The organism is Streptomyces venezuelae, from assembly GCF_008642375.1.
Classification (GTDB): Bacteria; Actinomycetota; Actinomycetes; order Streptomycetales; family Streptomycetaceae; genus Streptomyces; species Streptomyces venezuelae_G.
Genome location: NZ_CP029194.1, coordinates 4,558,936 through 4,581,765 on the forward strand (window position 1 = coordinate 4,558,936; position 22,830 = coordinate 4,581,765).

Sequence of the window (22,830 nt, forward strand, 5' to 3'; positions counted from 1 at the left end):
GACGTCGATGAGCACGAAGGACTTCGTCGAGAAGGACTACTACAAGGTTCTCGGCGTCCCCAAGGACGCCACCGACGCCGAGATCAAGAAGGCGTACCGGAAGCTCGCCCGCGAGAACCATCCGGACGCCAACAAGGGTGACACCAAGGCCGAGGAGCGCTTCAAGGAGATCTCCGAGGCCAACGACATCCTCGGTGACGCCAAGAAGCGCAAGGAGTACGACGAGGCGCGCGCGCTCTTCGGGAACGGCGGCTTCCGGGCCGGCCCGGGCGGCGGTTCGTTCAACTTCGACCTGGGCGACCTCTTCGGAGGCGCCCAGGGCGGGGCGGGCGGCGGTGGCGGCTTCGGCGGCGGTGGCGGCATCGGGGACGTCTTCGGCGGCCTTTTCAACCGCGGGGCCGGCACGGGTGCGCGCACCCAGCCGCGCCGCGGCCAGGACATCGAGTCCGAGGTGACGCTCAGCTTCATCGAGGCCGTCGAGGGCGCGACCGTACCGCTGCGGATGTCCAGCCAGCAGCCGTGCACGGCGTGCTCCGGCACCGGCGACAAGAACGGCACGCCCCGGGTGTGCCCGACCTGCGTCGGCACCGGCCAGGTCTCGCGCGGCAGCGGCGGCGGCTTCTCGCTCACCGACCCGTGCGTGGACTGCAAGGGCCGCGGCCTCATCGCCGAGAACCCCTGCGAGGTCTGCAAGGGCAGCGGTCGGGCCAAGTCCTCCCGCACCATGCAGGTCCGCATCCCGGCGGGCGTCACCGACGGGCAGCGGATCCGGCTGCGCGGCAAGGGTGCGCCGGGTGAGCGCGGCGGGCAGCACGGCGACCTGTACGTCGTCGTGCACGTCGACGACCACGCGGTCTTCGGCCGCAAGGACGACAACCTCACCGTCACGGTGCCGGTCACCTTCACGGAGGCGGCGCTCGGCGGCGAGATCAAGGTCCCGACGCTCGGCGGCCCCGCGGTGACGCTCAAGCTGCCGGCGGGCACTCCGAACGGCCGGACCATGCGCGCCCGTGGCAAGGGCGCGGTCCGCAAGGACGGCACCCGCGGCGACCTGCTCGTCACGGTCGAGGTCGCGGTGCCGAAGGAGCTGGACGACAAGGCACGTGAGGCCCTGGAGACCTTCCGCGAGGCGACCGCCTCCGAGGACCCCCGGGCGGAGCTGTTCCAGGCCGCGAAGGGAGCGTGACCCCGTGGACGGGCGCCGACGCAATCCGTACGAACTGACCGACGAGTCGCCGGTGTACGTCATCTCGGTGGCGGCCCAGCTCTCCGGTCTCCACCCGCAGACCCTGCGGCAGTACGACCGTCTCGGCCTGGTCTCCCCGGACCGCACGGCGGGCCGTGGCCGACGCTACTCGGCCCGTGACATCGAGCTGCTCCGCCAGGTGCAGGCGCTGTCGCAGGACGAGGGCATCAACCTCGCCGGCATCAAGCGCATCATCGAGCTGGAGAACCAGGTCGCGGCGCTGCAGAGCCGGATCGCCGAGCTGTCGGCGGCGGTCGACGGCGCGGCGGCGGCGATGCGCCAGCGCGAGGCCCAGGTGCACGCCTCGTACCGGCGCGACCTGGTGCCGTACACCGACGTGCAGCAGGCGAGCGCGCTGGTGGTCTGGCGCCCCAAGCGCGGCGAATAGCCCCGCACAGCACGTACGACGAGGCCCCCTCCACCGTGATGGAGGGGGCCTCGTCGTACGTCAGGGGATCAGCTCGCCCACGATGTCGCCGAGGGTCTCCCACCAGGGCGCGGCCCCGGTGCCGAACGCGGCGGCGAGGGCGGTGCCGAGGGCGCGGTCGCGGGGAGTGGGGTCGCCGTCCCACTCGTCGATGACCGTGCCGTCGCCCGAGGAGGTGAGGGTGCCGATCCGGCGCCCGTCGCGGGTGAAGCGGCTGTCCGCGTACCCGCAGGGCACGAGCCGGTAGCGGACGCCGTCGGTCCGGACGTCCACGCGGTAGGAGCGCCGCAGGAGCCGTCCGCGTGCGGGCCGGATGACGGCCGCCTCCCCGTCGACGCTGAGCGCGAGCAGGGCGGGCTTGCGGCTCCCGATGGGGGTGTGGGCGTCGGGGTCGGTCCCGGGGGCCCGTACGAGCTCCACGGTGGGCAGCCCGTGGCCGGAGACCCGGAGCGTCCCCGCGGGTCCGTCGAGGTCGATCTGTACGTACACGCTGGTCAGTTGTCCCGTTCGAGAATGCCGGACCGGGCGATGAGATAGCCGAGCTGGGCCCGGCTGCCGCTGCCGAGTGCGGAGGCGAGCTTGGCGATGTGGGCACGGCAGGTACGGACGTTCATGCCGAGCCGCCGGGCGATGGCCTCGTCGACGTGGCCTTCGACGAGGAGCTTGGCGATGGACCGCTGGATGCCGCTGACGCCGTCCGTCTTGATGTCGTACGGGATCTCCTCCCGGATCGGCACCGCGAGCTGCCAGAACTGGTCGAAGACGCCGCCGAGGTAGGCGACGAGCCCGGGATGGCGCAGTTCCAGGGCGACCTGGCGGTCGCTGCGGGCCGGGATGAAGGCGACCTCCCGGTCGACGATGATCAGCCGGTCGATGATCTCTTCCAGCGTGCGCACCTGGACCTCGGGGCCGACGTGCTCCAGGTACGTCAGGGTGAGCTCGGTGTGGCGGGCCGTGTGCTGGTAGAGCGTGCGCATGCTGATGCCCCGGCCGAGGAGGGGCGAGACGCGGTCGAGGGCCTCGGTGAGCGCCTGTGCGGGGCGCCCGCCGCCGGGCTGCACGGTGAGCAGCTCGTGGCGGCAGTTGGCGACGACGCGGTCGAGGGTCGAGTTGATGCGGTCGATGCCCTCGAGCACGGTGATGGCGTGTGTGGTGGGGGAGTCGTGGGCGCTGATCGCCATGAATGGCTCGAAGGCGTCCGAGAGGGCGACGGTGCGCCGGCGCCGGTCGAGTATCTCCCGCTCGATCGGCTGGAGGAGCTGGGCGAGGGCGGCCGAGGGGGGAACCGGTCGGAGCCATCGGGCGTCGTCCGGGTCGGGGTGGAGCAGGGACAGATCGAGGAGGCAGGGGGCCTCGAGGGTCTCTGACCGGGGTATTCGTCCCGTCCGCAGGGCGGCCGCGTACAGCTCGGAGCCGGCTTTGCAGAGCTCGGCATACGAATGCGGGTGACCTGTTTCGTCCGCTTCTTTCCGCATATGTACACCCCCAGGCTCCTGCATCTCAGGAACATGATGCCTGGGTTTGGTGGTGCAGGTGCAGAGAGTAAGCCATCGTCTTACTCGCGGGGGTTGGTAAAGAGACGTTGCCTTCAAGTGAGGTTGCTCGGTGATGATGAAGAAGCTCATACGCACGGTGGCCGGAGTCGCCTTCATCGCGGCGGCCGCAGTGGGCGCCGTGGGAGTGACCCAGGACCCCGGTTGGCACACGACGCCGGCGGAGGTGCAGGCCGCTCCGCTCGACCCGGGCTGGCACGCGGCCCCCGCGCTGGTCGGTGACCCGGGCTGGCACGTGGCCCCCGCACAGGATCCCGGCTGGAGCTAGACGGGCGCATGAACGTTCCCGATGACCCCAGGTTCCGCCGGGAGATGGCTTCGGCCTATCGATCCGGCTGGCACTTCGTCGACCTCGCCACGGCCATCCCCCACCGTGGCGACGCGCTGAAGGTCACCCTCTTCGGAGAACCGATCGTCGTGGCACGCGAGCAGGACGAGGACGTCCGTGCCTACCGTTGTCTCCGTCGCCCCCGTGGTGCGCCGCAGCCCATCCGCTGCGCCATCCGGTACGGCATGATCTTCGTCAACCTTGATCAGCGCGACCACCAGCTGATCGAACCCGAGACCATCACCGCCACCCCCCGCAGTGCCTGAGCGATTCCCCCGTCGTTGTAGATCGCTCCGGCACTTCCCCCACACAGCGGCGCCATCGCGGACCTGAAACGCGATGGCGCCGCTGTGCTGCGCCCGGGCGGATGTCAGGCGCCCGGGCGGATGTCAGGCCCGGACGGATGTCAGGCCCGGCCCATCGCCCGCGTGAGGGCGATCTCGATGACGACCCGGTCCGGGTTCGGGGCCGGCGTCCGGCCGTACCGCTCCGCGTAGCGGCCGACGGCGTCCGCGACGACCTCCGCCTCCGTACGGATGTGGGCGATGCCCTCCAGGGTGGCCCAGCGCCCCTTGTCGACCTGGCAGACCGCCACGCGCGCGCCGTCCGCGCCCGCCGCCAGCACGTTGGCGACCTTCCGGCTGTTCTTGTTCGTGATCACTCGCGCGTACCCGCCCTCGGGGTCGTACGTGACGCCGACCGCCACGACGTGCGGGGTGCCGTCCGCGCGCGGGGTCGTCAGGGTGCACATGTGGTACTCGCGCCAGAAGCTGAGGTACGAGTCGGAAGGGTTCCTCGGGTCTGTGGCCATGCCCCGGAAACTACCCGTGGCAGGAGTCCCGCCGAAACATTGAGCGGAATGGACTCAACTTTGTGTACGTTAGAAGGGTCATAGAGGGAAAGTAGCCGTAGGTACCGAGGAGGAACACCGCACGTGGACGTCGAACTGACCAACCGGAGCCGGGACGCGCTCAACGCGGCCACGAGCCGCGCCGTGTCCGAGGGGAACCCGGATCTCATCCCCGCGCACCTGCTCCTGGCCCTGCTGGCGGGTCAGGACAACGAGAACATCACCGACCTGCTCGCCGCCGTCGAGGCCGACCAGGCGGTCGTGCGCTCCGGCGCGGAGCGGCTCATCGCCGCCCAGCCGAGCATCACGGGGTCCACGGTCGCGCCCCCGCAGCCCAACCGCGAGTTCCTCGCGGTCATCGCCGACGCCGACAAGCGCGCCAAGGAGCTCGGCGACGACTTCCTCTCCACCGAGCACCTGCTCATCGGGCTCGCCGCCAAGGGCGGGCAGGCCGGTGAGATCCTCGACCGGCAGGGTGCGAGCGCGGCGAAGCTGCTCGACGCCTTCGAGAAGAGCAGGGGAGGACGCCGGGTGACCACACCCGACCCGGAAGGGCAGTACAAGGCGCTGGAGAAGTTCGGCACGGACTTCACGGCCGCCGCGCGCGAGGGCAAGCTGGACCCGGTCATCGGCCGGGACCACGAGATCCGGCGCGTGGTGCAGGTGCTGTCCCGCCGCACCAAGAACAACCCGGTCCTCATCGGTGAGCCCGGCGTCGGCAAGACCGCCGTCGTCGAGGGGCTCGCCCAGCGGATCGTGAAGGGCGACGTACCGGAGTCGCTGAAGAACAAGCGGCTGGTCTCGCTCGACCTCGGCGCGATGGTCGCCGGGGCGAAGTACCGCGGCGAGTTCGAGGAGCGGCTGAAGACCGTCCTCGCCGAGATCAAGGCGAGCGACGGCCAGATCATCACCTTCATCGACGAGCTGCACACGGTCGTCGGCGCGGGCGCCGGCGGCGACTCCGCCATGGACGCGGGCAACATGCTCAAGCCCATGCTGGCCCGCGGCGAGCTGCGGATGGTCGGCGCGACCACCCTCGACGAGTACCGCGAGCGGATCGAGAAGGACCCCGCCCTGGAGCGCCGCTTCCAGCAGGTCCTGGTCGCCGAGCCGACCGTCGAGGACACCATCGCGATCCTCCGCGGCCTCAAGGGCCGGTACGAGGCGCACCACAAGGTGCAGATCAACGACTCCGCGCTGGTCGCCGCGGCCACCCTCTCCGACCGGTACATCACCTCGCGCTTCCTCCCCGACAAGGCCATCGACCTCGTCGACGAGGCCGCCTCCCGGCTCCGTATGGAGATCGACTCCTCGCCCGTCGAGATCGACGAGCTCCAGCGCTCCGTTGACCGGCTCCGCATGGAGGAGCTGGCCCTCAAGAACGAGACGGACCCGGCGAGCAGGCAGCGCCTGGAGAAGCTGCGCCGCGACCTCGCCGACCGCGAGGAGGAGCTGCGCGGCCTCACCGCCCGCTGGGAGAAGGAGAAGCAGTCCCTCAACCGCGTCGGCGAGCTCAAGGAGCGCCTCGACGAGACCCGGGGACGGGCCGAGCGCGCGCAGCGCGACGGCGACTTCGACGCCGCCTCCAAGCTGCTGTACGGGGAGATCCCGGCCCTGGAGCGGGAGCTGGCGGAGGCGAGCGAGGCCGAGGCCCAGCAGGAGTCGTCCAAGGACAGCATGGTCAAGGACGAGGTCGGCCCCGACGACATCGCGGACGTCGTCGGCGCCTGGACCGGCATCCCCGCCGGCCGCCTCCTGGAGGGCGAGACGCAGAAGCTGCTGCGCATGGAGGACGAGCTCGGGCGGCGGCTGATCGGCCAGTCCGAGGCCGTGCAGGCCGTCTCCGACGCCGTGCGCCGCACGCGCGCCGGCATCGCCGACCCGGACCGTCCCACCGGCTCCTTCCTCTTCCTCGGCCCCACGGGCGTCGGCAAGACGGAGCTGGCGAAGGCGCTCGCGGACTTCCTCTTCGACGACGAGCGGGCCATGATCCGCATCGACATGTCGGAGTACGGCGAGAAGCACTCCGTCGCCCGCCTGGTCGGCGCGCCTCCCGGCTACGTCGGCTACGAGGAGGGCGGCCAGCTCACGGAGGCGGCCCGCCGCCGCCCGTACAGCGTGGTCCTGCTCGACGAGGTGGAGAAGGCGCACCCGGAGGTCTTCGACGTCCTGCTCCAGGTCCTTGACGACGGCCGGCTGACCGACGGGCAGGGCCGGACGGTGGACTTCCGCAACACCATCCTGATCCTGACGTCGAACCTGGGCAGCCATTACCTGGTCGACCCGTCGACCTCGGAGGACGTGAAGAAGCAGCAGGTCCTGGACGTGGTGCGGGCGAGCTTCAAGCCCGAGTTCCTCAACCGCCTCGACGACCTCGTGGTCTTCTCGGCGCTCGACCGGGCCGAGTTGGGCCGGATCGCCCGCCTCCAGATCGACCGCCTCGCGAAGCGCCTCGCCGACCGGCAGCTCACCCTGGACGTCACCCCGGAGGCCCTGGAGTGGCTCGCCGAGGAGGGCAACGACCCGGCCTACGGCGCGCGGCCGCTGCGCCGCCTGATCCAGACGGCGATCGGCGACCGCCTGGCGAAGGAGATCCTCGCCGGCGAGGTCGTGGACGGCGACACGGTCCGCGTCGATCGATTCGAGGACGGCCTGATCGTGGGCCCCGGCGCCGGCAAGACCCTGTAATACATTTTGCGATACGCTGCCTCCATGGGAACTCTCAACGTCCGGACGGACGAGTCCATGGAGGCAGCCATAAGGGCGCTCGCGGAGGAGTTCGGCTCGCGGAGCGAGGCCGTGCGCTACGCGCTCCTGCGCACCTACAAAGAGCGGCTGATCGAGCAGGCGAAGGCCGATGCGGCTCGTGTGGCGGCCGACCCTGACGACCAGGCCGAGATGCTGGCGATCCAGCGCTTCATGGGTGTCGCCGAGTGATCTTCCGGGGTGCGATCGTCGAGATCCGACAGCTGCCCGGCGCCCGAGGCCACGAGCAGCAGGGGAATCGCTACGCCGTCGTGATCCAGTCGGACCAGTTCGCGACCTCGATGGTGACGGTCGCGATGACGTCGACCAGCGCCGCGCCGACGGTCTACCGGCCGGAGATCGAGTTCGACGGCAGGGTGACACGGATCCTCACGGACCAGATCTACTCCGTGGACCCGGCTGCACGCTTCGGCGCCTTCAAGGGCGCGCTGGACGCCGACGAGCTGAGGGACCTCGACCGGGCTCTCATGCTCAAGCTCGGCCTCTTCTGACGGGCCTGGGGTTGCCACAACCGGTCCGACATGGGGGAGGATGGCGAGCATCCGTACGAAGGGAAATACACGGTGAGCATCGACCCGTCCTCGATTCCGAATTTCGGGGGCCAGCCCCAGCCTCAGGCCGCAGGACCGGCGGGCCCCGTCGTCCCCGACCAGGACCTCGTCAAGCAGCTGCTCGAGCAGATGGAGCTGAAGTACGTCGTCGACGACGAGGGTGACCTCGCGGCGCCGTGGGAGGAATTCCGCACGTACTTCATGTTCCGCGGCGAGGACGAGCAGCAGGTCTTCTCGGTCCGGACGTTCTACGACCGCCCGCACTCGGCCGACGACCGCGCCAAGGTTCTCGACGCGATCGACGACTGGAACCGCCGCACCCTGTGGCCCAAGGTCTACACCCACCTGCACGAGGAGGAGGACGGCTCCGCCACCCTCCGCCTCATCGGTGAGGCGCAGATGCTGATCGGCACCGGCGTCGCCCTGGAGCACTTCGTGTCCTCCACGGTCAGCTGGGTCCGCGCCTCCATCGAGTTCGACAAGTGGGTCGTGGAGCAGTTCGGCCTGGAGACCCCCGAGCAGAAGGCCGGCGACGAGGAGGCCTGAGCCTCCTCGCCGCACGGCCACGAGAGCCCGGCTCCCCTTCCGAGGGGGCCGGGCTCCCGTGCGTCCCGGAGGGGGTCCTCAGGCGAGCTGCTTGAGGCGGGCGACCGCCTCCTCCAGGACCTCCGTCCTCTTGCAGAAGGCGAAGCGGACGAAGGGGGCGCCGGCCTCGCGGTGGTCGTAGAAGACGGCGTTCGGGATGGCGACGACGCCCGCGCGCTCGGGGAGCGAGCGGCAGAAGGCGAAGCCGTCCTCGGCGCCGAGCGGGCGGATGTCGGTCGTGACGAAGTAGGTGCCCGCCGGGCGGTAGACCTCGAAGCCCGCCTGCGCGAGGCCCTCGCTCAGCAGGTCCCGCTTGGCGCGCAGATCGGCGCGGAGGCCGTCGAAGTAGGCGGCCGGGAGGCGGAGCGCCTCGGCGACCGCGTACTGGAAGGGGCCGGCGGAGACATACGTGAGGAACTGCTTGGCCGAGCGGACGGCGGAGACGAGCTCGGGGCTCGCGGTGATCCAGCCGACCTTCCAGCCGGTGAAGGAGAACGTCTTGCCGGCCGAGCCGATGGTGACCGTCCGCTCCCGCATGCCGGGGAGGCTCGCGAGGGGCACGTGCTCGGCGTCGTCGAACACCAGGTGCTCGTACACCTCGTCGGTGACGACGAGCAGGTCCCGCTCGATCGCCAGCTCGGCCACGGCGGTCAGTTCCGCCCGGGTGAGGACGGTGCCGGTGGGGTTGTGCGGGGTGTTGAGCAGGATCAGCCGGGTCCGGTCGGTGACGGCGGCCCGCAGTTCGTCCAGGTCGAGGACGTAGGCGCCCTCGTGCGGGCGGAGCGTGACGGGGACGCGGGTGCCGCCGGCCATCGCGACACAGGCCGCGTACGAGTCGTAGTACGGCTCCAGGGCGATCACCTCGTCGCCCGGCTCGACGAGCGCGAGCAGGGCCGCCGCGATCGCCTCGGTCGCACCGGCGGTGACCAGCACCTCCGCGTCGGGGTCGTAGGTGAGGCCGTACCACTCCCGCTGGTGGTCGGCGACGGCCCGGCGCAGCTCGGGGACGCCGGGGCCGGGCGGGTACTGGTTGCCGAGGCCGTCGCGCAGCGCGCGGACCGCGGCCTCGCGGATCTCCTCGGGGCCATCGGTGTCGGGGAAGCCCTGACCGAGGTTGATCGACCCGGTCCTGGCGGCCAGCGCGGACATCTCGGCGAAGATCGTCGTCCCGAATTCGGCGAGCCGGCGGTTGAGCAGCGGTCGTGTCATGACGGCCATCCTGGGGGGAAGCTCTGGACTTGCTCAAGTGCGCTTTGGCGATGGCGTGCCGAGGGGATCGCCCTGGCATGAACATCGCATTCTTCATCCTCGGGATCGCGGTCGTGATCGCGATCGTGGTGTGGGTCGTCGCGCTGTCCCTGCGCGGCACGGTGCGTTCCGGTGGCCGTTCCGGCGGCTCCGACAGCTGGTGGGCCGGATCGTCCTCCTCGGACGGGTCTTCGTCGTCCTCCTGTTCGTCGTCGTCCTCGTCCTCCTCGTCCTCCTCGTCGTCCTCCTGCTCCGGCTCCAGCTCGTCGTGTTCGAGCTCCTCGTGTTCGTCCTCCTCCTGCTCCAGCTCCTCGTCCTCGTGCAGCTGAAGCTCTGGAATCGCTCAAGTCGTCTTTGAGGGAGGGCCCCGGAGGGCATCTCCCTCGCACAGAAGAACGGGGGTAGTACAAATGGATCTCTTCATCATCTTCATGGGGGCGATCGTCCTCATCACGCTGATCTCTGTCGTCCGCGGCGTCACCGGCTCCGGCGGGCGGCGAGGCGGCCGGAAGAAGGGCCGCAGCTGGGCCGACGGTGGCGGCAGCGGCTCCGGTGGCTGCGGAGGGGGCTCGAGTTCCTGCGGGTCCAGCTGTGGGGGTGGCGGCTGCGGCGGCAGCTGAGGCGTAACGGCCCCGGAGGCACGTGACGTTGGCATTTCGGCGGATCTTGTCGATCGATTCTGATTGAACAATTGAACTGTGGGGTCCCCGAAGGGGTTGGAAACCGCGGCAAGTTGGGTAAAAACGCTGCGAGTCGCCCGGCGTCCGTGGTTCTCTCGCTCCTGACATAGACAGCCCTCGGACCGTGTGTGGAACCGAGCCGGCGATCCCCCACTCCCGTTGGACCCTCTCCGGGGCGCCCCCGGCCCACCCGTCAAACCGTGTTTGCGGAGCCGACCCATGCTCACCACCCTGAAGACCTCCTACACCGATACCCGCGCGGCCGACCTGGCCTGGGCCCTCGGGCGCGAGCCGCTGCCCGCCCTCGCCGTACTCGACCTCGAACTCTCCGGCGCCAGACTCCAGTTGAGGCTGCTCGGCGCCTCTCACCAGGTACTCCTTGAGGAGGAGGGGCGCAGCTGCTCGGAGACCGTCGCCTGCATGCCCGGCAGCAGCACCCCCCTCCCGCTCGGCGTCTCCAAGCGCGTCGGCGAATGGGAGTACGAATTCGCGGCGCGCGTCGAGACGCTCTCGCACGGCTCCTTCGCGGGCCGCGCGCAGGAGCTGCTCGCGCTCGTCGCCGACCATCCCAACGGCCTCGCGGGGACCTTCCCCGGCTCCCCGCACGCCTTCACGGCGATGCTGGCGCAGCGCCACGAGGGCCAGGTGCGCTGGCGCACCTGGCACGCCTACCCGCAGGAAGGGCAGCTCGTGGTGACCAGGACCCGAATCGGCGCACGTATGCCCGCAACGCTCTGATACGCCCCTTCAGAGCTCCAGATGCACTCGTGTGGGTGACAAGGAGTGCGTAAGTCGTGACGTAGCGTTACGTTCATGATCGAGCCGACCGTGACCATGCCACCCACAAGGGTGCGACAACCGCCCGTGCGGCGGCGCGGGCGGCCGCCCAGACCGTCCAGGTCGCCCCGGCCGCCGAGGTCGGCCGACGGGGTGCGGTTCCCGGTCCTCGCCGTGGTCTTCGTCTGCGCCGCCTGCGGGCTGGTGTACGAACTCGAACTGGTCGCGCTCGCCTCCTACTTGATCGGCGACTCGGTCACCCAGGCCTCCGTCGTGCTCTCCGTGATGGTCTTCGCGATGGGAGTGGGCTCGCTCCTCGCCAAGCGGCTGCGCTGCCGTGCCGCCGTCGGCTTCGGCCTGGTCGAGGCCGGGCTCGCGCTCATCGGCGGCTGCTCGGCCCTCGCGCTGTACGCGGCCTTCGCCTGGCTGGGCGAGTCGCGGTACGTCGTCGTGGCGTTCTCGCTCGCCATCGGCGTGCTCATCGGGGCGGAGATCCCGCTCCTCATGTCCCTCATACAGCGGGCCGCCGGGCCCCGGGGCGGAACCGCGCCCGCGCCGGGGGCCGGATCCGGCACCGGCGTCGGGGCGGCCGCCGGGGCAGGGGCCGCGAAGCGGGCCAGGCGGCAGGCCCCGGCCGCCGAGCAGGACGACGCCGCGGGGACGGTCGCCGACCTCTTCGCCGCCGATTACGTCGGCGCGCTCGTCGGCGGCCTCGCCTTCCCCTTCCTCCTGCTGCCCTGGCTCGGCCAGCTCACCGGCGCGCTCGTCACCGGCGCGGTCAACGTGATCGCGGGCGGCGGCCTCGTGCTGTGGGTGTTCCGGCGCGACCTGACCTCCCGCTCCCGCGCCCTGCTGATCGCGGTGAACCTGTCGGTGCTGGCCGTCCTGGCCACGGCGACCGTGCTCGTCGACGACTTCGAGGAGGCCGCACGCCGGGCCGTGTACGGGGAGCGGGTGCGGGTCGCCGTCCACACCGAGCTCCAGGAAGTGGTGGTGACGGGGGGCCGCGAGGGGCCGCCCGACCTGTTCCTCGACGGCCGGCTGCGGGTGGCGGGACAGGACGAGTACCGCTACCACGAGGCGCTCGTCCACCCCGCGATGAACGGCCCGCACGAGCGCGTGCTGATCGTCGGCGGCGGCGACGGGCTCGCCGCCCGCGAGGTGCTGCGCTACCCCGGGGTCTCCTCCGTCACCGTCGTCGAGCTCGACCCCGGCGTCGTCCGCCTCGCCCGCACCGATCCGGCCCTCGCCACGCTCAACGCGCAGGCGTTCCGGGACCCGCGCGTCCGGGTGGTCTACGCGGACGCCTTCAACTGGCTCCGGGGCACCGTCGATCGTGTGCAGGAACGGTACGACGTGGTGATCTCCGACCTCCCGGACCCGGGCATCACCCCCAGCACCAAGCTCTACTCGGAGGAGTTCCACGGACTCGTGGCCCGCGTCCTCACCGGTTCGGGGCGGTTCGCCGTCCACGCCGGATCGGTCACCGACCGGCCGCACACCTACTGGACGGTGGACGCCACCCTGCGCGCCGCCGGGTTCGCGACCCGCGCGTACAGCGCGAGCGGCCGTACCCCCGGCTTCGCGGCGGGCCCCGACCGCGCCGACCGCACCAGCGGTACGGAGCGGGGGCCGGGAGACTGGGGCTTCCTCCTCGCGGTCCCGGGCGCCCGTCCGCCCGCTCTCGGCCTCGCGCCCGACGCGCCCCGCCTGCGCTCCCTCGGCCGGGACACCCTGGAGGCCGCCGCGCGCCGCGCCGAGCGGGCCAGGGGCCCCGAGCTGCCGCCCTCGACCCTCGTGCACCCGAGGTACCGCGACTGAGAGGACGGCGTAGCCGCTCTCCCCGGGGCGCGCGGGCCCCGGCGCAAAGAGGCGACGCCGCGCCCCGGCCTGAGTAGGCTCGGCTTCCATGGAGCATGAGGTGTTCGTTCCGGTCCCGGCCGAGGCCCTGCGCGCGACGCTCACGGACCCGGCCCGGGTGATGCGCTGCGTGCCCGGCCTCCAGCGCGACGCCGACGCGCAGGCGGACCCCCTCGCGGGCCGGCTCAAGATCCGGGTCGGCAGCCACACCATCACCTACCGGGGCGCCCTGCGGGTCGTCGAGCGGGACGGCGCCATCACCTACGAGGGGCAGGGTGCCGAGGCCCGGGGCAAGGGCACGGCCGAACTCTCCCTGACCGTCGTCCTCACCCCTGTGGACGAGGGCACCAGCCTGACCTTCACCGGCGCGCTGACGGCGGCCGGCCGGCTCGCCGAGGCGACGGACGAGGCGCGGGCCACGGCCGGCGCCAAGCTGCTCGACAAGTTCGCGGAGGCGCTGGCCGCGCTGGCGGAAGAGCCGGAGCAGCCGGAGGAGGGCGAGAGTGCGGTCCGCGGGGAAGTGCCGGAGGACGGCGACCCGGCCCCGGACTCGGACCCCGACTCCGCCCCTGGCCCCGACTCCGACTCCGACTCCGATCCTGACCCCGACTCCGACTCCGACTCCGACCACGACGGTGTGGACGACGGGGTCGAGGAGCCCGCGCGCTCCACCGGCGTCGACTCTTCCGTCCCGCCCTCCTCGCTCGACCCCCTCCTCGACCAGGACTTCGGCGTCACCCCCGTCGAGTTCCCCTCCCCGCAGCCTCCCGTCGAGGCCGCCCACGCGCGGCGGACCATGATCGGGCGCAGTGCCGAGGAGGTCGACCACGCCCCGCCGCGCGGCCGTTACGCCCCCGTCCCCGCGCCCGAGGCCACCAGCGCGACCGCCACCCTGCGCTGGATCGCCCCCGCCGCCGCCCTCGCCATCGCCTCCGCGGTCGTCGTCGGGAGGGCCCTGCGCCGCCGTCGTTGAAACGGTCCAATCGGGGCTAGGGTCGGGCTGTGACGATGCAGACGCGACTGACGGCGGGCGACGCCGAGTTGACCATCAGCCCCGAGCACGGCTGCCGGATCGAGAGCCTGCGCATCGGCGGCACCGAAGTGCTGCGCCAGGGCGAGCGGTTCGGAAGCTTCCCGATGGTGCCCTGGTGCGGGCGGACCGAGAACGGCCGCTTCCGCGACGGGGCGACCACGCACCAGCTGCCGGTCAACGCACCGCCGCACGCCATCCACGGCACCGTCCGCGACCTCGCCTGGAACACCGCCCGCGTCTCCGGGACGGAGGCGGTCTTCACCTGCGAGCTCGGGGACCCGTGGCCGTACAAGGGCAGGGTGACGCAGGTCTTCGAGCTGGCCGAGGACTCCCTGACCCTCCGCTTCGGGGTCGAGACGTACGACGCCTCCTTCCCGGCGCAGGCCGGCTGGCACCCCTGGTTCCTGCGCAACCTCGGCAAGGGCGGCCGGGACGTGGAGCTCGACTTCGCCCCCGGCTGGCAGGAGGAGCGCGGCGAGAACCACCTCCCCACCGGCCGCCGGATCGACCCCCTCCCCGGCCCCCGGGACGACTGCTTCGGGATGCCCGGCGGCGTCGACGTCACCCTCACCTGGCCGGAGGAGCTGGAGCTGAAGGTGGCCAGCCGCGCCGAGTGGGTCGTGATCTACGACGAGCAGGCCGAGGCGGTCTGCGTCGAGCCGCAGTCCGGCCCGCCGAACGGCCTCAACACCCACCCGCGGTACGTCACCCCGATCGACCCCCTGGAGGTCGAGAGCGTCTGGAGCTGGCGGCGGCTGTAAGCGATCGTGAGGGGAGGCCCCTTAAGCTGCTGACCATGACTGACGTACGCGCTGACCTGCTCCAGCAGATCAAGGACAAGGCCGTGGTGCACGGCAAGGTGACCCTCTCCTCGGGTCTGGAAGCCGACTACTACATCGACCTGCGCCGCATCACGCTGGACGGCGAGGCCGCGCCGCTGGTCGGTCAGGTCATGCTCGACCTCACCGCGGAGCTGGACTTCGACTGCGTCGGCGGTCTGACGCTCGGCGCCGACCCGGTCGCCACCTCGATGCTGCACGCCTCCGCCGCGCGCGGACAGCGCCTCGACGCCTTCGTCGTGCGCAAGGCGCAGAAGGCGCACGGCATGCAGCGCCGTATCGAGGGGACGGACGTGAAGGGCCGCCGCTGCCTCGTGGTCGAGGACACCTCGACCACCGGCGGCTCCCCGCTGACCGCCGTCGAGGCCGTCCGCGAGGCGGGCGGCGAGGTCGTGGCCGTGGCCACGATCGTGGACCGTGGCGCGGCAGGCGCGATCGCCGAGGCCGGTCTGCCGTACCTCACGGGCTACCAGCTCACGGATCTGGACCTGGCGTAACCGCCGCGAAGTCGTGACTTAGGTCCCGGACCCCGGCGATACCGGTCCTGACCTGCGTTTTCCTCCAGGGGCGGGGTGTTTCACGTGAAACACCCCGCCCCTTGGTGTGCCGCGCCCGTGGGAGCCAGGACGAGAGTCTGAAAGGATGGGGGCGACGATGACGTCGCCCCCAGGTCAGGGACAGCAACGCACACACCCCGCACATCACAAGGAGCGGACGAATGCCCATCGCAACCCCCGAGGTCTACAACGAGATGCTCGACCGGGCGAAGGCAGGCAAGTTCGCCTACCCGGCCATCAATGTGACCTCGACCCAGACTCTGCACGCGGCGCTGCGAGGCTTCGCGGAGGCCGAGAGCGACGGCATCATCCAGATCTCGACCGGCGGAGCCGAGTTCCTGGGCGGTCAGTACAACAAGGACATGGTCACGGGCGCCGTTGCCCTGGCCGAGTTCGCGCACATCGTCGCCGCGAAGTACGACATCACGGTCGCTCTGCACACCGACCACTGCCCGAAGGACAAGCTGGACGGCTACGTCCGTCCGCTGCTCGACGTCTCCGCCGAGCGTGTCGCCCGTGGTGAGAACCCGCTGTTCCAGTCGCACATGTGGGACGGCTCCGCCGAGACCCTCGCCGACAACCTGGCCATCGGCCAGGAGCTGCTGGCGAAGGCCGCCGCCGCCAAGATCATCCTTGAGGTCGAGATCACCCCGACCGGTGGCGAGGAGGACGGCGTCACCCACGAGATCAACGACGAGCTGTACACCACCGTCGACGACGCCATCCGCACCGCCGAGGCCCTCGGCCTGGGCGAGAAGGGCCGCTACCTGCTGGCCGCGTCCTTCGGCAACGTCCACGGCGTCTACAAGCCGGGCAACGTCGTGCTCCGCCCCGAGCTCCTCAAGGACCTCCAGGCGGGCGTCGCCGAGAAGTTCGGCAAGGTCAACCCGTTCGACTTCGTCTTCCACGGCGGCTCGGGCTCGACCGCCGAGGAGATCGCCACCGCGCTGGAGAACGGCGTCGTGAAGATGAACCTCGACACCGACACCCAGTACGCCTTCACCCGCCCGGTCGCGGACCACATGTTCCGCAACTACGACGGTGTCCTGAAGGTCGACGGCGAGGTCGGCAAGAAGTCCACCTACGACCCGCGCACCTGGGGCAAGCTGGCCGAGGCCGGCATGGCCGTCCGCGTGACCGAGGCGTGCGCGGCGCTGCGCTCGACCGGCACGAAGCTGAAGTAAGTCCGTGAGCGACGGGCCCGGTACCTCCCGAGGTGCCGGGCCCTCGTGCGTCCAGGAGACTTCCCAGGGGAGGGCACGATGTACGACTTCGACCGTGAGATAGACCGGCACGGGACCTGGTCGGTCCAGTGGGACGGGATCGCGGACCGCTTCGGCGTCCCCGACCTGCTCCCCTTCACCATCTCCGACATGGACTTCGCCTCCCCGCCGGAGGTCCTCGCAGCCCTGCGCGACCGCGTCGACCACGGCGTCTTCGGCTACACCGACTGGCGGCTCGGGGAGTTCCGCGAGGCGATCCGGCACTGGTACGCGAGCCGGTACGCGACCGAGATCGACCCGGAGGCGCTCGTGTACGCGCCGTCCGTGCTCAACCAGCTCTCGCAGCTCCTGCAGATGTGGACGGAGCCCGGCGACGGCGTCGTCGTGCACACCCCCACCTACGACGGCTTCCGCAAGGCGGTCACCGGGCTCGGGCGCGAACTGCGGGGCGTGCCGCTCGGAGACCTCGACGCCCTGGAGCGGGTGCTCGCCCGCCCCGACAGCCGGATGCTGCTGCTCTGCTCCCCGCACAACCCGACGGGCCGGGTGTGGACGGAGGAGGAGCTCGCCGCCTTCGCCGAGCTGGCCGAACGGCACGGTGCGGCCGTCGTCAGCGACGAGATCCACGCCGACCTCACCACCGACGGCCGCCGGCACGTCCCGTGGACCCGGGTGGCCGAGCCGGGCCGGGGCCGCCGCTGGGCGCTCGTCACCTCCGGTACAAAGGCCTTCAACTTCCCCGCGCTCTCCGGCTCGTACGGAATCGTCGGCGACCCGGACGCGCGCACGGAGTTCGTCCGGCGCATGGAGACCGGCGAGGGCCTCGCCTCGCCCGCGGTCCTCTCGCTGACCGCCCACATCGCCGCGTACCGGCAGGGCGCGCCGTGGCTGGACGAGCTGCGCGGCTATGTCGCGGGCACGATGGAGCTGATCCGGGAGCGGCTGGCCGCGGGGCTGCCCGGCGTCGTCTGGGAGCCCCCGCAGGCCGGCTACCTGGCCTGGATCGACCTGCGGCCGCTCGGGATCGAGGAGACCCGGCTCCAGGAGGAGCTCGTGTCCGTGGAGAAGGTCGCGATCATGCCCGGCGGGGTGTACGGGACGCCCGGCTTCGTCCGGCTGAACGTGGGCTGCCCGCGGAAGAAGGCCGAGCGGGGCGTGGACGCGCTGATCAGGGCGGCGACCCGGCTGCGCACGAGCTGACGGCGCCGGCCGGCGTCCGCCCGGCAGCGGTGTCGGCGAGCGGCGCCCGCGGCTTCGCGGGACCATGCAGGCATGGGTGAGCGGGATGTGCGGATGGCCTCGCGGACAGGCCGGTGGATCCTGTTCGCGACCGTCCTCGGCTCCGGGATGGCGCTGCTCGACTCCACCGTCGTCAATGTCGCCCTGCCGCACATCGGCGAGGACCTGGACGCCGACCTCGGTGCCCTCCAGTGGACCGTCAACGCCTACATGCTGACCCTCGCCGGGCTGATCCTGCTCGGCGGGGCGCTCGGCGACCGGTACGGCCGGCGCCGGGTCTTCGTGATCGGGGTGGTGTGGTTCGCGCTCGCCTCGCTGCTGTGCGGGCTCGCGCCGACCACCGAGGTGCTGATCGCGGCCCGCGCGCTCCAGGGCGTGGGCGGGGCGCTGCTCACCCCCGGCTCGCTCGCGCTGATCCAGGCCAGCTTCCACGAGGACGACCGGGCCAGAGCGGTCGGCCTGTGGTCCGGCTTCGGCGGCGTGGGCGCGGCGATCGGGCCGTTCGTCGGCGGCTGGCTGGTGGACGGGCCCGGCTGGCGGTGGGTGTTCCTGCTGAACGTGCCGCTCGCCGCCGTCTGCGTGCCCGTGGCGCTGCGATATGTGCCCGAGTCCCGGGACGAGACCGCGCACGGCCGCTTCGACGTGCTCGGCGCCTTCCTGGGCGCGGCGGCGCTCGGCCTCGTGACGTACGCGCTGATCGGCGCGGCCTGGTGGGCGGGGGCGGCCGGGCTGGTGCTCGGGGCGGTGTTCGTGGTGGTGGAGCGGCGGCGCGGCGAGCGCGCGATGACACCGCCGTCGATCTTCGCGTCCCGGCTGTTCACGGCGGTCAACCTGGTCACCCTGTGCGTGTACGCGGCCTTCGGCGGGTTCTTCTTCCTGGCCGCGCTCCAGCTCCAGGTGGTCTCCGGCTACTCGGCGCTCGGCGCCGGTACGGCCCTGCTGCCGACGACCGTGCTCATGCTGCTGCTGTCGGCGAAGTCGGGGGAGCTGGGGGAGCGGATCGGTCCCCGGATCCCGCTCACGGTGGGGCCGCTGCTGTGCGCGGCGGGGATGCTCCTGATGCTGCGGGTCGGGGAGGACGCCTCGTACGTACGGGACGTGCTGCCGGCCATGCTGGTGCTCGGCCTCGGTATGACGGCCCTGGTCGCGCCGCTGACCGCGACCGTCCTGGCCTCGGTGGACGTGTCCAGGGCGGGCCTGGCGAGCGGGATCAACAACGCGGCGGCGCGGGCGGCCGGGCTGCTCGCGGTGGCCGCGCTGCCGCTGCTCGCCGGGATGGGCCCGGAGGCGTACCGCTCGGCGGAGGAGTTCGACGAGACCTTCCGGCGCGCGATGCCGATGTGCGCGGGGCTCCTGGTGGCCGGGGCGGTGCTCGCCTGGACGACGATGCGCACCCCGGCCGAGGGCGCCGGGTGCCACCCGGAGTGCCGGGTCCACTGCGGCGTGACGTCCCCGCCGCTGGACCCGGGGGCGAACGCTTCGGCCTGATCGACAAGGCACCCCCTAGGCTGTGGCCATGGCCATCCACGAGAACCTCCTGGGGGGACCGGCCCCCACCCACCTGCCCGACGACCCGGGTCCGCGCGAGCTGCTCGCGAACGGCACGGCGCCGGCCGAGGTCGCCGCGCAGTACCCGACCTCTTCGCTCGCCTGGGCCCAGCTCGCCGACGACGCCTTCGAGGGCGGCCGGGTCGTCGAGTCGTACGCCTACGCCCGTACGGGCTACCACCGCGGCCTGGACGCCCTGCGCCGCAGCGGCTGGAAGGGCCACGGCCCGGTGCCGTGGGAGAACGGCGGTACATGTGATCGTTCGAGTTTCTGTGCCTCCGCTGCCTGAGCAGCGGAGGCACAGCTGTTTCCGGCTGCGGTGACGGCTACCGCTTCAGCGCGGTGTACGCCTCCGCGCTGCTGTCCTGAAGGAACTGCCAGCACCGCTCCGTCTCGTCCTTCTCGTTGATGTCGCCGGCGGCGCGCGCCAGGGCGGCGAGGCAGCGCAGGAAGCCGCGATTGGCCTGGTGGCTCCAGGGGATGGGGCCATGCCCCTTCCAGCCGGCCCGCCGGAGCTGGTCGAGTCCGCGGTGGTAGCCGGTGCGCGCGTACGCGTACGACTCGACCACGCGCCCCGCCTCGTAGGCATCGTCGGCGAGCTGTGCCCACGCGAGGGAGAACGTGGGGTGCTTGGCCACGACTTCGGCCGGCGCGAGGGACTCCTCGCCCAGGAGGCGGTACGCCTCTTCGTTCTCGGGCAGGTACGTCGGCTCCGGGCCGCCGAGCAGGTTCTTGTGCGTCGTCATGGGAGCAGTCTGCCACTCGGGGACGGTGCTCAGGGATGCCCACGAGAAATTCGGCCGTGGCTCAAGCAGAGATGAGAATGGCGCTTGATGTATCCGATGGCGATATGCGACGATCCGGCGCATGGCGGCACGACGGGGGTCCTCCGGGGCCATACAAGTGGGCATCTACACCCGGATCAGCAAGGACGACGAGGCTGAGGGGCTGGGAGTCGCACGGCAGGAGGAGGACTGCCGCCTGCACTGCGCCGCCCGGGGCTGGGAGGTCGCCAAGGTCTACGAGGACAACGACCTCTCCGCGTACAAGCGCAAGACGGTACGCCCCGAGTTCCGGCAGATGCTGGAAGACCTGAAGGCCGGGCGGATCGACGGGGTCGTCGCCTGGGACATCGACCGCTTCACGCGTCAGCCGCGCGAGCTGGAGGCGTGGATCGACGAGTACGAGGATGCCGAGCGCGGGAAGCGCCACCTCGTCTTCGACTCGGTTTCCGCGTCGGACATCGACCTCTCCACGGAGAACGGCCGGTTCATCGCGCGGATCAAGGTGACCATCGCCAACAAGTCCTCGGCGGACACCTCGCGGCGCACGAAGCGCAAGCACCTGGAGCTGGCGACACAGGGCAGGCTCCCCGGTGGCCGGGCACCGTACGGATGGAACCGCGAGGACCGCAGGACGCTGGTCCCGGAAGAAGCCGAGCACCTCCGCAAGGCGGTGAAGGACTTCCTGGGCGGCATCCGGTGGGCGTCGATCGCGCGTGACTGGCGGGACAAGGGCGTCAGGTCGCACAGCGGTGGCTTCTTCGACGACTCCAAGATCAAGCGGATGCTGATGAACCCGCGGATCTGCGGCTACCGCATGCACCAGGGCGAGCTGTTCCTGGACGAACGCGGTGAGCCCGTCGTCGGCGACTGGGAGCCGATCATCACCCCTGACGACTGGTACCTGCTCACGGAGAAGGTCCGGCGGGAGTCGGAGGGGCGGGAGGTACGGGACTACGCCACCAAGTACCTCCTCTCCGGCATCGCCCGGTGCGGAAGGTGCGGCGCGAAGATGCGGGCCTTCCCGTCGTACCGGAAGTCGAAGACGTCGTCGCAGTTCAGGTACGCGTGCCCCGGCAAGAACGACGGCGGATGCGGGGGAGTGGCCAGGGCGGGCGAACCGGTCGACCGCCTCATCAGGAAGGCCGTGTTCCTCAGCTCGGACAAGGCGCTCGCGAACGTCCGTGAGCGCGCGCCGGAATGGACCAAGGAGGAGCAGTTGGCCTCTCTGGAGCGGGACATGGCCGAGTTCAAGCAGGCGTGGCAGGAGAAGCGCATGTCGGCCGCCCGCTATATCGCTCTCACCGAGGACCTGGAGAAGCAGATTGCGGAGCTGCAGCGGGAGCGGGCCCTGCACCGCGCCGAGGCCGCGACGTTCGCGGCCGGCCCCGTCGACATCCGGGAGCGGTGGGAGAAGCTGACGATCGAGCAGCAGCGCGCCGCTGTCCTCAAGGTCTTCCGTGCGGTGATCATCAAGCCCTCGTCCAACGGGCCGATCTTCGACCCGGTGGACATCGAGCCGGTGCTCAGGTGACGAACAGAAGCCGGGCCCCCACGACAGTTGGAGGCCCGGCTTCGTTCGTTCAAGACCGGTCTATGCCGAAGATGCGGAGCAGATCCTCGACCCACTCCTCGTCCCGGTCAGGGAGCTGAGCTTCCACGCGGCGCAGCCATTCGTCCTCAGTCAAAGAGCCCGGCCTCCCGCGCCGCGCCGCCGTGGCCGCCGATTGGGCGGGAACAGGGTTGCGGGACACGGCGAGGGAGGCGCGGGAGAGCGGCGTCCGAGTGCGGAATCGGCGCGGAGTCCGTAGTCGATGCGGGTCGATGCAAGGGGTGAGTCCTCTTCTGGCTCGGCTGGTGGGGCGGCAACCCCGGCCGGGCCGGTGTCGTTCAGGGATGGGATGGGCAGGTGGCGCGGCAGGGTCCTGGGGTTTGCGGTCCAGGGCGGCCGGAGGAGCGGGCTACGGCTTGGGCGGCAGGCCGAACTCCTCCTGATTGATCTTCATGGTGCTCTCGGCGATGGCGTTGCTGACCATCACCTCCGCCTCCCTGCGGATGTCCGGGTGCTCGTCGAGGTAGGCGGCCAGTTCGGCGTTGACCCGGCGGTACACGTGCTGAGCGCGCTGGGCGGCCGCGCTGGCGGCCACGACGGTGTCGATCAGCTCCATGGCGCGGCCGGCGGCGGCCAGGGCCGGCGGGCCGACGAGGTTGGACAGCGACACCCCGAAGACCTCGGCGAAGCCGATCGCCTCGTCGAGGTTGATGCGGCGCTTGCCGTTCTCGATGCGCCACACCCCCGACGGGTTCATCTCGTAGCCCGCCTCATTGAGGCGTTCGGAGAGCGTGGTGGTGCTCCAGCCGCGCTTGTCCCGCTCCACCTTGATCCGCTTGGCGGCATTCTCCTCGCCCTTGAGCAGGACACCCTCCGGCGCTTCCTGGTGATCGTCGTCGGACATCGATTCCTCCTTCCTGTCGCAGCATGCCGCTGCAGTCCGCAGGGCCAGTTAAAAGAGTACAGCATGCTCTGCTACTTGCAAAGCAGCTATGCGTATGGCAGAGTAGTAGATGTGCCGGATCCCTGAGATCCCGCGCCGACCGGGTGACCCCGGCCCGGCATGCAAAAAGCCCCCCGGTGCTGAAGACACCGAGGGGCTCGAAGCGCAAACCTCACGCCGCCCATCCCTGAACGACTAGCTGCATGGCCGGGATTGCCGTCCCGTATAGCCCGCAGATTGAGG

The 22,830-nt window shown here is 71.1% G+C and carries 25 protein-coding genes and 1 pseudogene; 20 read left to right on the forward strand and 6 right to left on the reverse strand.

Annotated elements, in window-relative coordinates; translation table 11 throughout:
• The first annotated feature begins 7 nt into the window (after positions 1 to 7).
• Entirely contained in the window at positions 8 to 1,186 is a 1,179-nt protein-coding gene (gene dnaJ, locus DEJ46_RS20900; RefSeq protein WP_150268585.1) for a molecular chaperone DnaJ, read from the forward strand.
• A 4-nt stretch (positions 1,187 to 1,190) separates the two neighbouring features.
• Entirely contained in the window at positions 1,191 to 1,634 is a 444-nt protein-coding gene (locus DEJ46_RS20905; RefSeq protein WP_150268587.1) for a heat shock protein transcriptional repressor HspR, read from the forward strand.
• A 60-nt stretch (positions 1,635 to 1,694) separates the two neighbouring features.
• Here DEJ46_RS20905 and DEJ46_RS20910 read toward each other — a convergent pair whose 3' ends face one another.
• Entirely contained in the window at positions 1,695 to 2,162 is a 468-nt protein-coding gene (locus DEJ46_RS20910) for a hypothetical protein (protein WP_150268588.1), read from the reverse strand.
• Between the two features lie 5 nt (positions 2,163 to 2,167).
• A complete protein-coding gene (locus tag DEJ46_RS20915) occupies positions 2,168 to 3,148 on the reverse strand; it encodes a helix-turn-helix transcriptional regulator (RefSeq protein WP_150268590.1) in 981 nt (326 codons plus the stop codon).
• Positions 3,149 to 3,281: 133 nt separating this feature from the next.
• Between DEJ46_RS20915 and DEJ46_RS20920 the strand changes: the two genes are divergently transcribed.
• Positions 3,282 to 3,494: a hypothetical protein gene (locus DEJ46_RS20920; protein WP_150268592.1), complete on the forward strand. Its 213-nt coding sequence runs from the start codon at positions 3,282 to 3,284 to the stop codon at positions 3,492 to 3,494.
• A gap of 8 nt (positions 3,495 to 3,502) precedes the next feature.
• Positions 3,503 to 3,820 carry a hypothetical protein gene (locus tag DEJ46_RS20925; RefSeq protein ID WP_056653193.1) on the forward strand — a complete coding sequence of 106 codons (318 nt, stop codon included), beginning with the start codon at positions 3,503 to 3,505 and terminating at the stop codon, positions 3,818 to 3,820.
• 140 nt (positions 3,821 to 3,960) lie between these two features.
• Here DEJ46_RS20925 and DEJ46_RS20930 read toward each other — a convergent pair whose 3' ends face one another.
• Positions 3,961 to 4,365: a pyridoxamine 5'-phosphate oxidase family protein gene (locus DEJ46_RS20930; RefSeq protein ID WP_150268594.1), complete on the reverse strand. Its 405-nt coding sequence runs from the start codon at positions 4,363 to 4,365 to the stop codon at positions 3,961 to 3,963.
• A 123-nt stretch (positions 4,366 to 4,488) separates the two neighbouring features.
• Between DEJ46_RS20930 and clpB the strand changes: the two genes are divergently transcribed.
• The 4 genes from clpB to DEJ46_RS20950 all read left to right on the forward strand — a co-directional run bounded on the left by clpB (position 4,489) and on the right by DEJ46_RS20950 (position 8,267).
• Positions 4,489 to 7,092, forward strand: coding sequence for an ATP-dependent chaperone ClpB (gene clpB / locus DEJ46_RS20935; protein ID WP_150268596.1), 2,604 nt, complete (start codon positions 4,489 to 4,491; stop codon positions 7,090 to 7,092).
• 24 nt (positions 7,093 to 7,116) lie between these two features.
• Positions 7,117 to 7,341: a hypothetical protein gene (locus DEJ46_RS20940; protein ID WP_223834870.1), complete on the forward strand. Its 225-nt coding sequence runs from the start codon at positions 7,117 to 7,119 to the stop codon at positions 7,339 to 7,341.
• The gene (locus tag DEJ46_RS20945) at positions 7,338 to 7,661 is read left to right on the forward strand and encodes a type II toxin-antitoxin system PemK/MazF family toxin (protein WP_150268598.1); all 324 of its coding nucleotides are present in this window, start codon (positions 7,338 to 7,340) and stop codon (positions 7,659 to 7,661) included. Before DEJ46_RS20940 ends, DEJ46_RS20945 begins: the two co-directional genes overlap by 4 nt.
• Positions 7,662 to 7,733: 72 nt before the next feature.
• Complete coding sequence (locus DEJ46_RS20950; RefSeq protein WP_055646184.1) at positions 7,734 to 8,267, forward strand: YbjN domain-containing protein; 534 nt, start codon at positions 7,734 to 7,736, stop codon at positions 8,265 to 8,267.
• A 78-nt stretch (positions 8,268 to 8,345) separates the two neighbouring features.
• On the opposite strand, the gene DEJ46_RS20955 is transcribed toward DEJ46_RS20950, so the two are convergent.
• Positions 8,346 to 9,524 carry a pyridoxal phosphate-dependent aminotransferase gene (locus DEJ46_RS20955; protein ID WP_150268602.1) on the reverse strand — a complete coding sequence of 393 codons (1,179 nt, stop codon included), beginning with the start codon at positions 9,522 to 9,524 and terminating at the stop codon, positions 8,346 to 8,348.
• A gap of 190 nt (positions 9,525 to 9,714) precedes the next feature.
• Between DEJ46_RS20955 and DEJ46_RS20960 the strand changes: the two genes are divergently transcribed.
• The 11 genes and pseudogenes from DEJ46_RS20960 to DEJ46_RS21010 all read left to right on the forward strand — a co-directional run.
• On the forward strand, positions 9,715 to 9,912 hold the full coding sequence (locus DEJ46_RS20960; protein WP_190622786.1) for a hypothetical protein: 198 nt from the start codon (positions 9,715 to 9,717) through the stop codon (positions 9,910 to 9,912).
• 52 nt (positions 9,913 to 9,964) lie between these two features.
• A complete protein-coding gene (locus DEJ46_RS20965; protein ID WP_150268604.1) occupies positions 9,965 to 10,174 on the forward strand; it encodes a hypothetical protein in 210 nt (69 codons plus the stop codon).
• Positions 10,175 to 10,453: 279 nt separating this feature from the next.
• Entirely contained in the window at positions 10,454 to 10,972 is a 519-nt protein-coding gene (locus tag DEJ46_RS20970; protein WP_055642633.1) for a DUF2617 family protein, read from the forward strand.
• Between the two features lie 96 nt (positions 10,973 to 11,068).
• Positions 11,069 to 12,832 carry a spermidine synthase gene (locus DEJ46_RS20975; RefSeq protein WP_223835485.1) on the forward strand — a complete coding sequence of 588 codons (1,764 nt, stop codon included), beginning with the start codon at positions 11,069 to 11,071 and terminating at the stop codon, positions 12,830 to 12,832.
• Positions 12,833 to 12,920: 88 nt separating this feature from the next.
• Positions 12,921 to 13,844, forward strand: coding sequence for an SRPBCC family protein (locus tag DEJ46_RS20980; RefSeq protein ID WP_150268608.1), 924 nt, complete (start codon positions 12,921 to 12,923; stop codon positions 13,842 to 13,844).
• Positions 13,845 to 13,879: 35 nt separating this feature from the next.
• Positions 13,880 to 14,665 carry an aldose 1-epimerase gene (locus DEJ46_RS20985; RefSeq protein ID WP_150274619.1) on the forward strand — a complete coding sequence of 262 codons (786 nt, stop codon included), beginning with the start codon at positions 13,880 to 13,882 and terminating at the stop codon, positions 14,663 to 14,665.
• Positions 14,666 to 14,700: 35 nt separating this feature from the next.
• Complete coding sequence (gene pyrE, locus DEJ46_RS20990) at positions 14,701 to 15,240, forward strand: orotate phosphoribosyltransferase (protein ID WP_150268609.1); 540 nt, start codon at positions 14,701 to 14,703, stop codon at positions 15,238 to 15,240.
• Positions 15,241 to 15,461: 221 nt separating this feature from the next.
• Positions 15,462 to 16,484, forward strand: a complete 1,023-nt coding sequence (gene fbaA, locus DEJ46_RS20995) for a class II fructose-bisphosphate aldolase (RefSeq protein WP_150268611.1) — start codon at positions 15,462 to 15,464, stop codon at positions 16,482 to 16,484.
• Positions 16,485 to 16,562: 78 nt separating this feature from the next.
• The gene (locus DEJ46_RS21000; protein WP_150268613.1) at positions 16,563 to 17,723 is read left to right on the forward strand and encodes a MalY/PatB family protein; all 1,161 of its coding nucleotides are present in this window, start codon (positions 16,563 to 16,565) and stop codon (positions 17,721 to 17,723) included.
• Positions 17,724 to 17,795: 72 nt separating this feature from the next.
• The gene (locus tag DEJ46_RS21005; protein ID WP_150268615.1) at positions 17,796 to 19,250 is read left to right on the forward strand and encodes an MFS transporter; all 1,455 of its coding nucleotides are present in this window, start codon (positions 17,796 to 17,798) and stop codon (positions 19,248 to 19,250) included.
• 28 nt (positions 19,251 to 19,278) lie between these two features.
• Positions 19,279 to 19,554, forward strand: a pseudogene (locus DEJ46_RS21010) (DUF3151 domain-containing protein); the annotation flags it as partial.
• Between the two features lie 82 nt (positions 19,555 to 19,636).
• Here the strand turns inward: DEJ46_RS21010 and DEJ46_RS21015 are convergent.
• Positions 19,637 to 20,056, reverse strand: coding sequence for a DUF3151 domain-containing protein (locus DEJ46_RS21015; RefSeq protein WP_150268617.1), 420 nt, complete (start codon positions 20,054 to 20,056; stop codon positions 19,637 to 19,639).
• Positions 20,057 to 20,177: 121 nt separating this feature from the next.
• Between DEJ46_RS21015 and DEJ46_RS21020 the strand changes: the two genes are divergently transcribed.
• Positions 20,178 to 21,626: a recombinase family protein gene (locus tag DEJ46_RS21020; RefSeq protein ID WP_150268619.1), complete on the forward strand. Its 1,449-nt coding sequence runs from the start codon at positions 20,178 to 20,180 to the stop codon at positions 21,624 to 21,626.
• Positions 21,627 to 22,053: 427 nt separating this feature from the next.
• Here the strand turns inward: DEJ46_RS21020 and DEJ46_RS21025 are convergent, their stop codons facing one another.
• Positions 22,054 to 22,548, reverse strand: a complete 495-nt coding sequence (locus tag DEJ46_RS21025) for a helix-turn-helix domain-containing protein (RefSeq protein ID WP_150268621.1) — start codon at positions 22,546 to 22,548, stop codon at positions 22,054 to 22,056.
• Positions 22,549 to 22,830 lie beyond the last annotated feature (282 nt).

Bases quoted from the DNA above. Each gene is read 5' to 3' on its own strand.
- DEJ46_RS21000 (WP_150268613.1), top strand. From the start codon at position 16,563: ATGTACGACTTCGACCGTGAGATAGACCGGCACGGGACCTGGTCGGTC.
- DEJ46_RS21005 (WP_150268615.1), top strand. From the start codon at position 17,796: ATGGGTGAGCGGGATGTGCGGATGGCCTCGCGGACAGGCCGGTGGATC.
- DEJ46_RS20985 (WP_150274619.1), top strand. From the start codon at position 13,880: ATGCAGACGCGACTGACGGCGGGCGACGCCGAGTTGACCATCAGCCCC.
- DEJ46_RS20975 (WP_223835485.1), top strand. From the start codon at position 11,069: ATGCCACCCACAAGGGTGCGACAACCGCCCGTGCGGCGGCGCGGGCGG.
- dnaJ (WP_150268585.1), top strand. From the start codon at position 8: ATGAGCACGAAGGACTTCGTCGAGAAGGACTACTACAAGGTTCTCGGC.
- DEJ46_RS20940 (WP_223834870.1), top strand. From the start codon at position 7,117: ATGGGAACTCTCAACGTCCGGACGGACGAGTCCATGGAGGCAGCCATA.
- DEJ46_RS20955 (WP_150268602.1), bottom strand. From the start codon at position 9,524: ATGGCCGTCATGACACGACCGCTGCTCAACCGCCGGCTCGCCGAATTC.
- DEJ46_RS21020 (WP_150268619.1), top strand. From the start codon at position 20,178: ATGGCGGCACGACGGGGGTCCTCCGGGGCCATACAAGTGGGCATCTAC.
- fbaA (WP_150268611.1), top strand. From the start codon at position 15,462: ATGCCCATCGCAACCCCCGAGGTCTACAACGAGATGCTCGACCGGGCG.
- pyrE (WP_150268609.1), top strand. From the start codon at position 14,701: ATGACTGACGTACGCGCTGACCTGCTCCAGCAGATCAAGGACAAGGCC.
- DEJ46_RS21015 (WP_150268617.1), bottom strand. From the start codon at position 20,056: ATGACGACGCACAAGAACCTGCTCGGCGGCCCGGAGCCGACGTACCTG.
- DEJ46_RS20965 (WP_150268604.1), top strand. From the start codon at position 9,965: ATGGATCTCTTCATCATCTTCATGGGGGCGATCGTCCTCATCACGCTG.
- DEJ46_RS20920 (WP_150268592.1), top strand. From the start codon at position 3,282: ATGATGAAGAAGCTCATACGCACGGTGGCCGGAGTCGCCTTCATCGCG.
- DEJ46_RS20970 (WP_055642633.1), top strand. From the start codon at position 10,454: ATGCTCACCACCCTGAAGACCTCCTACACCGATACCCGCGCGGCCGAC.
- DEJ46_RS21025 (WP_150268621.1), bottom strand. From the start codon at position 22,548: ATGTCCGACGACGATCACCAGGAAGCGCCGGAGGGTGTCCTGCTCAAG.
- DEJ46_RS20930 (WP_150268594.1), bottom strand. From the start codon at position 4,365: ATGGCCACAGACCCGAGGAACCCTTCCGACTCGTACCTCAGCTTCTGG.
- DEJ46_RS20980 (WP_150268608.1), top strand. From the start codon at position 12,921: ATGGAGCATGAGGTGTTCGTTCCGGTCCCGGCCGAGGCCCTGCGCGCG.
- DEJ46_RS20925 (WP_056653193.1), top strand. From the start codon at position 3,503: ATGAACGTTCCCGATGACCCCAGGTTCCGCCGGGAGATGGCTTCGGCC.
- DEJ46_RS20915 (WP_150268590.1), bottom strand. From the start codon at position 3,148: ATGCGGAAAGAAGCGGACGAAACAGGTCACCCGCATTCGTATGCCGAG.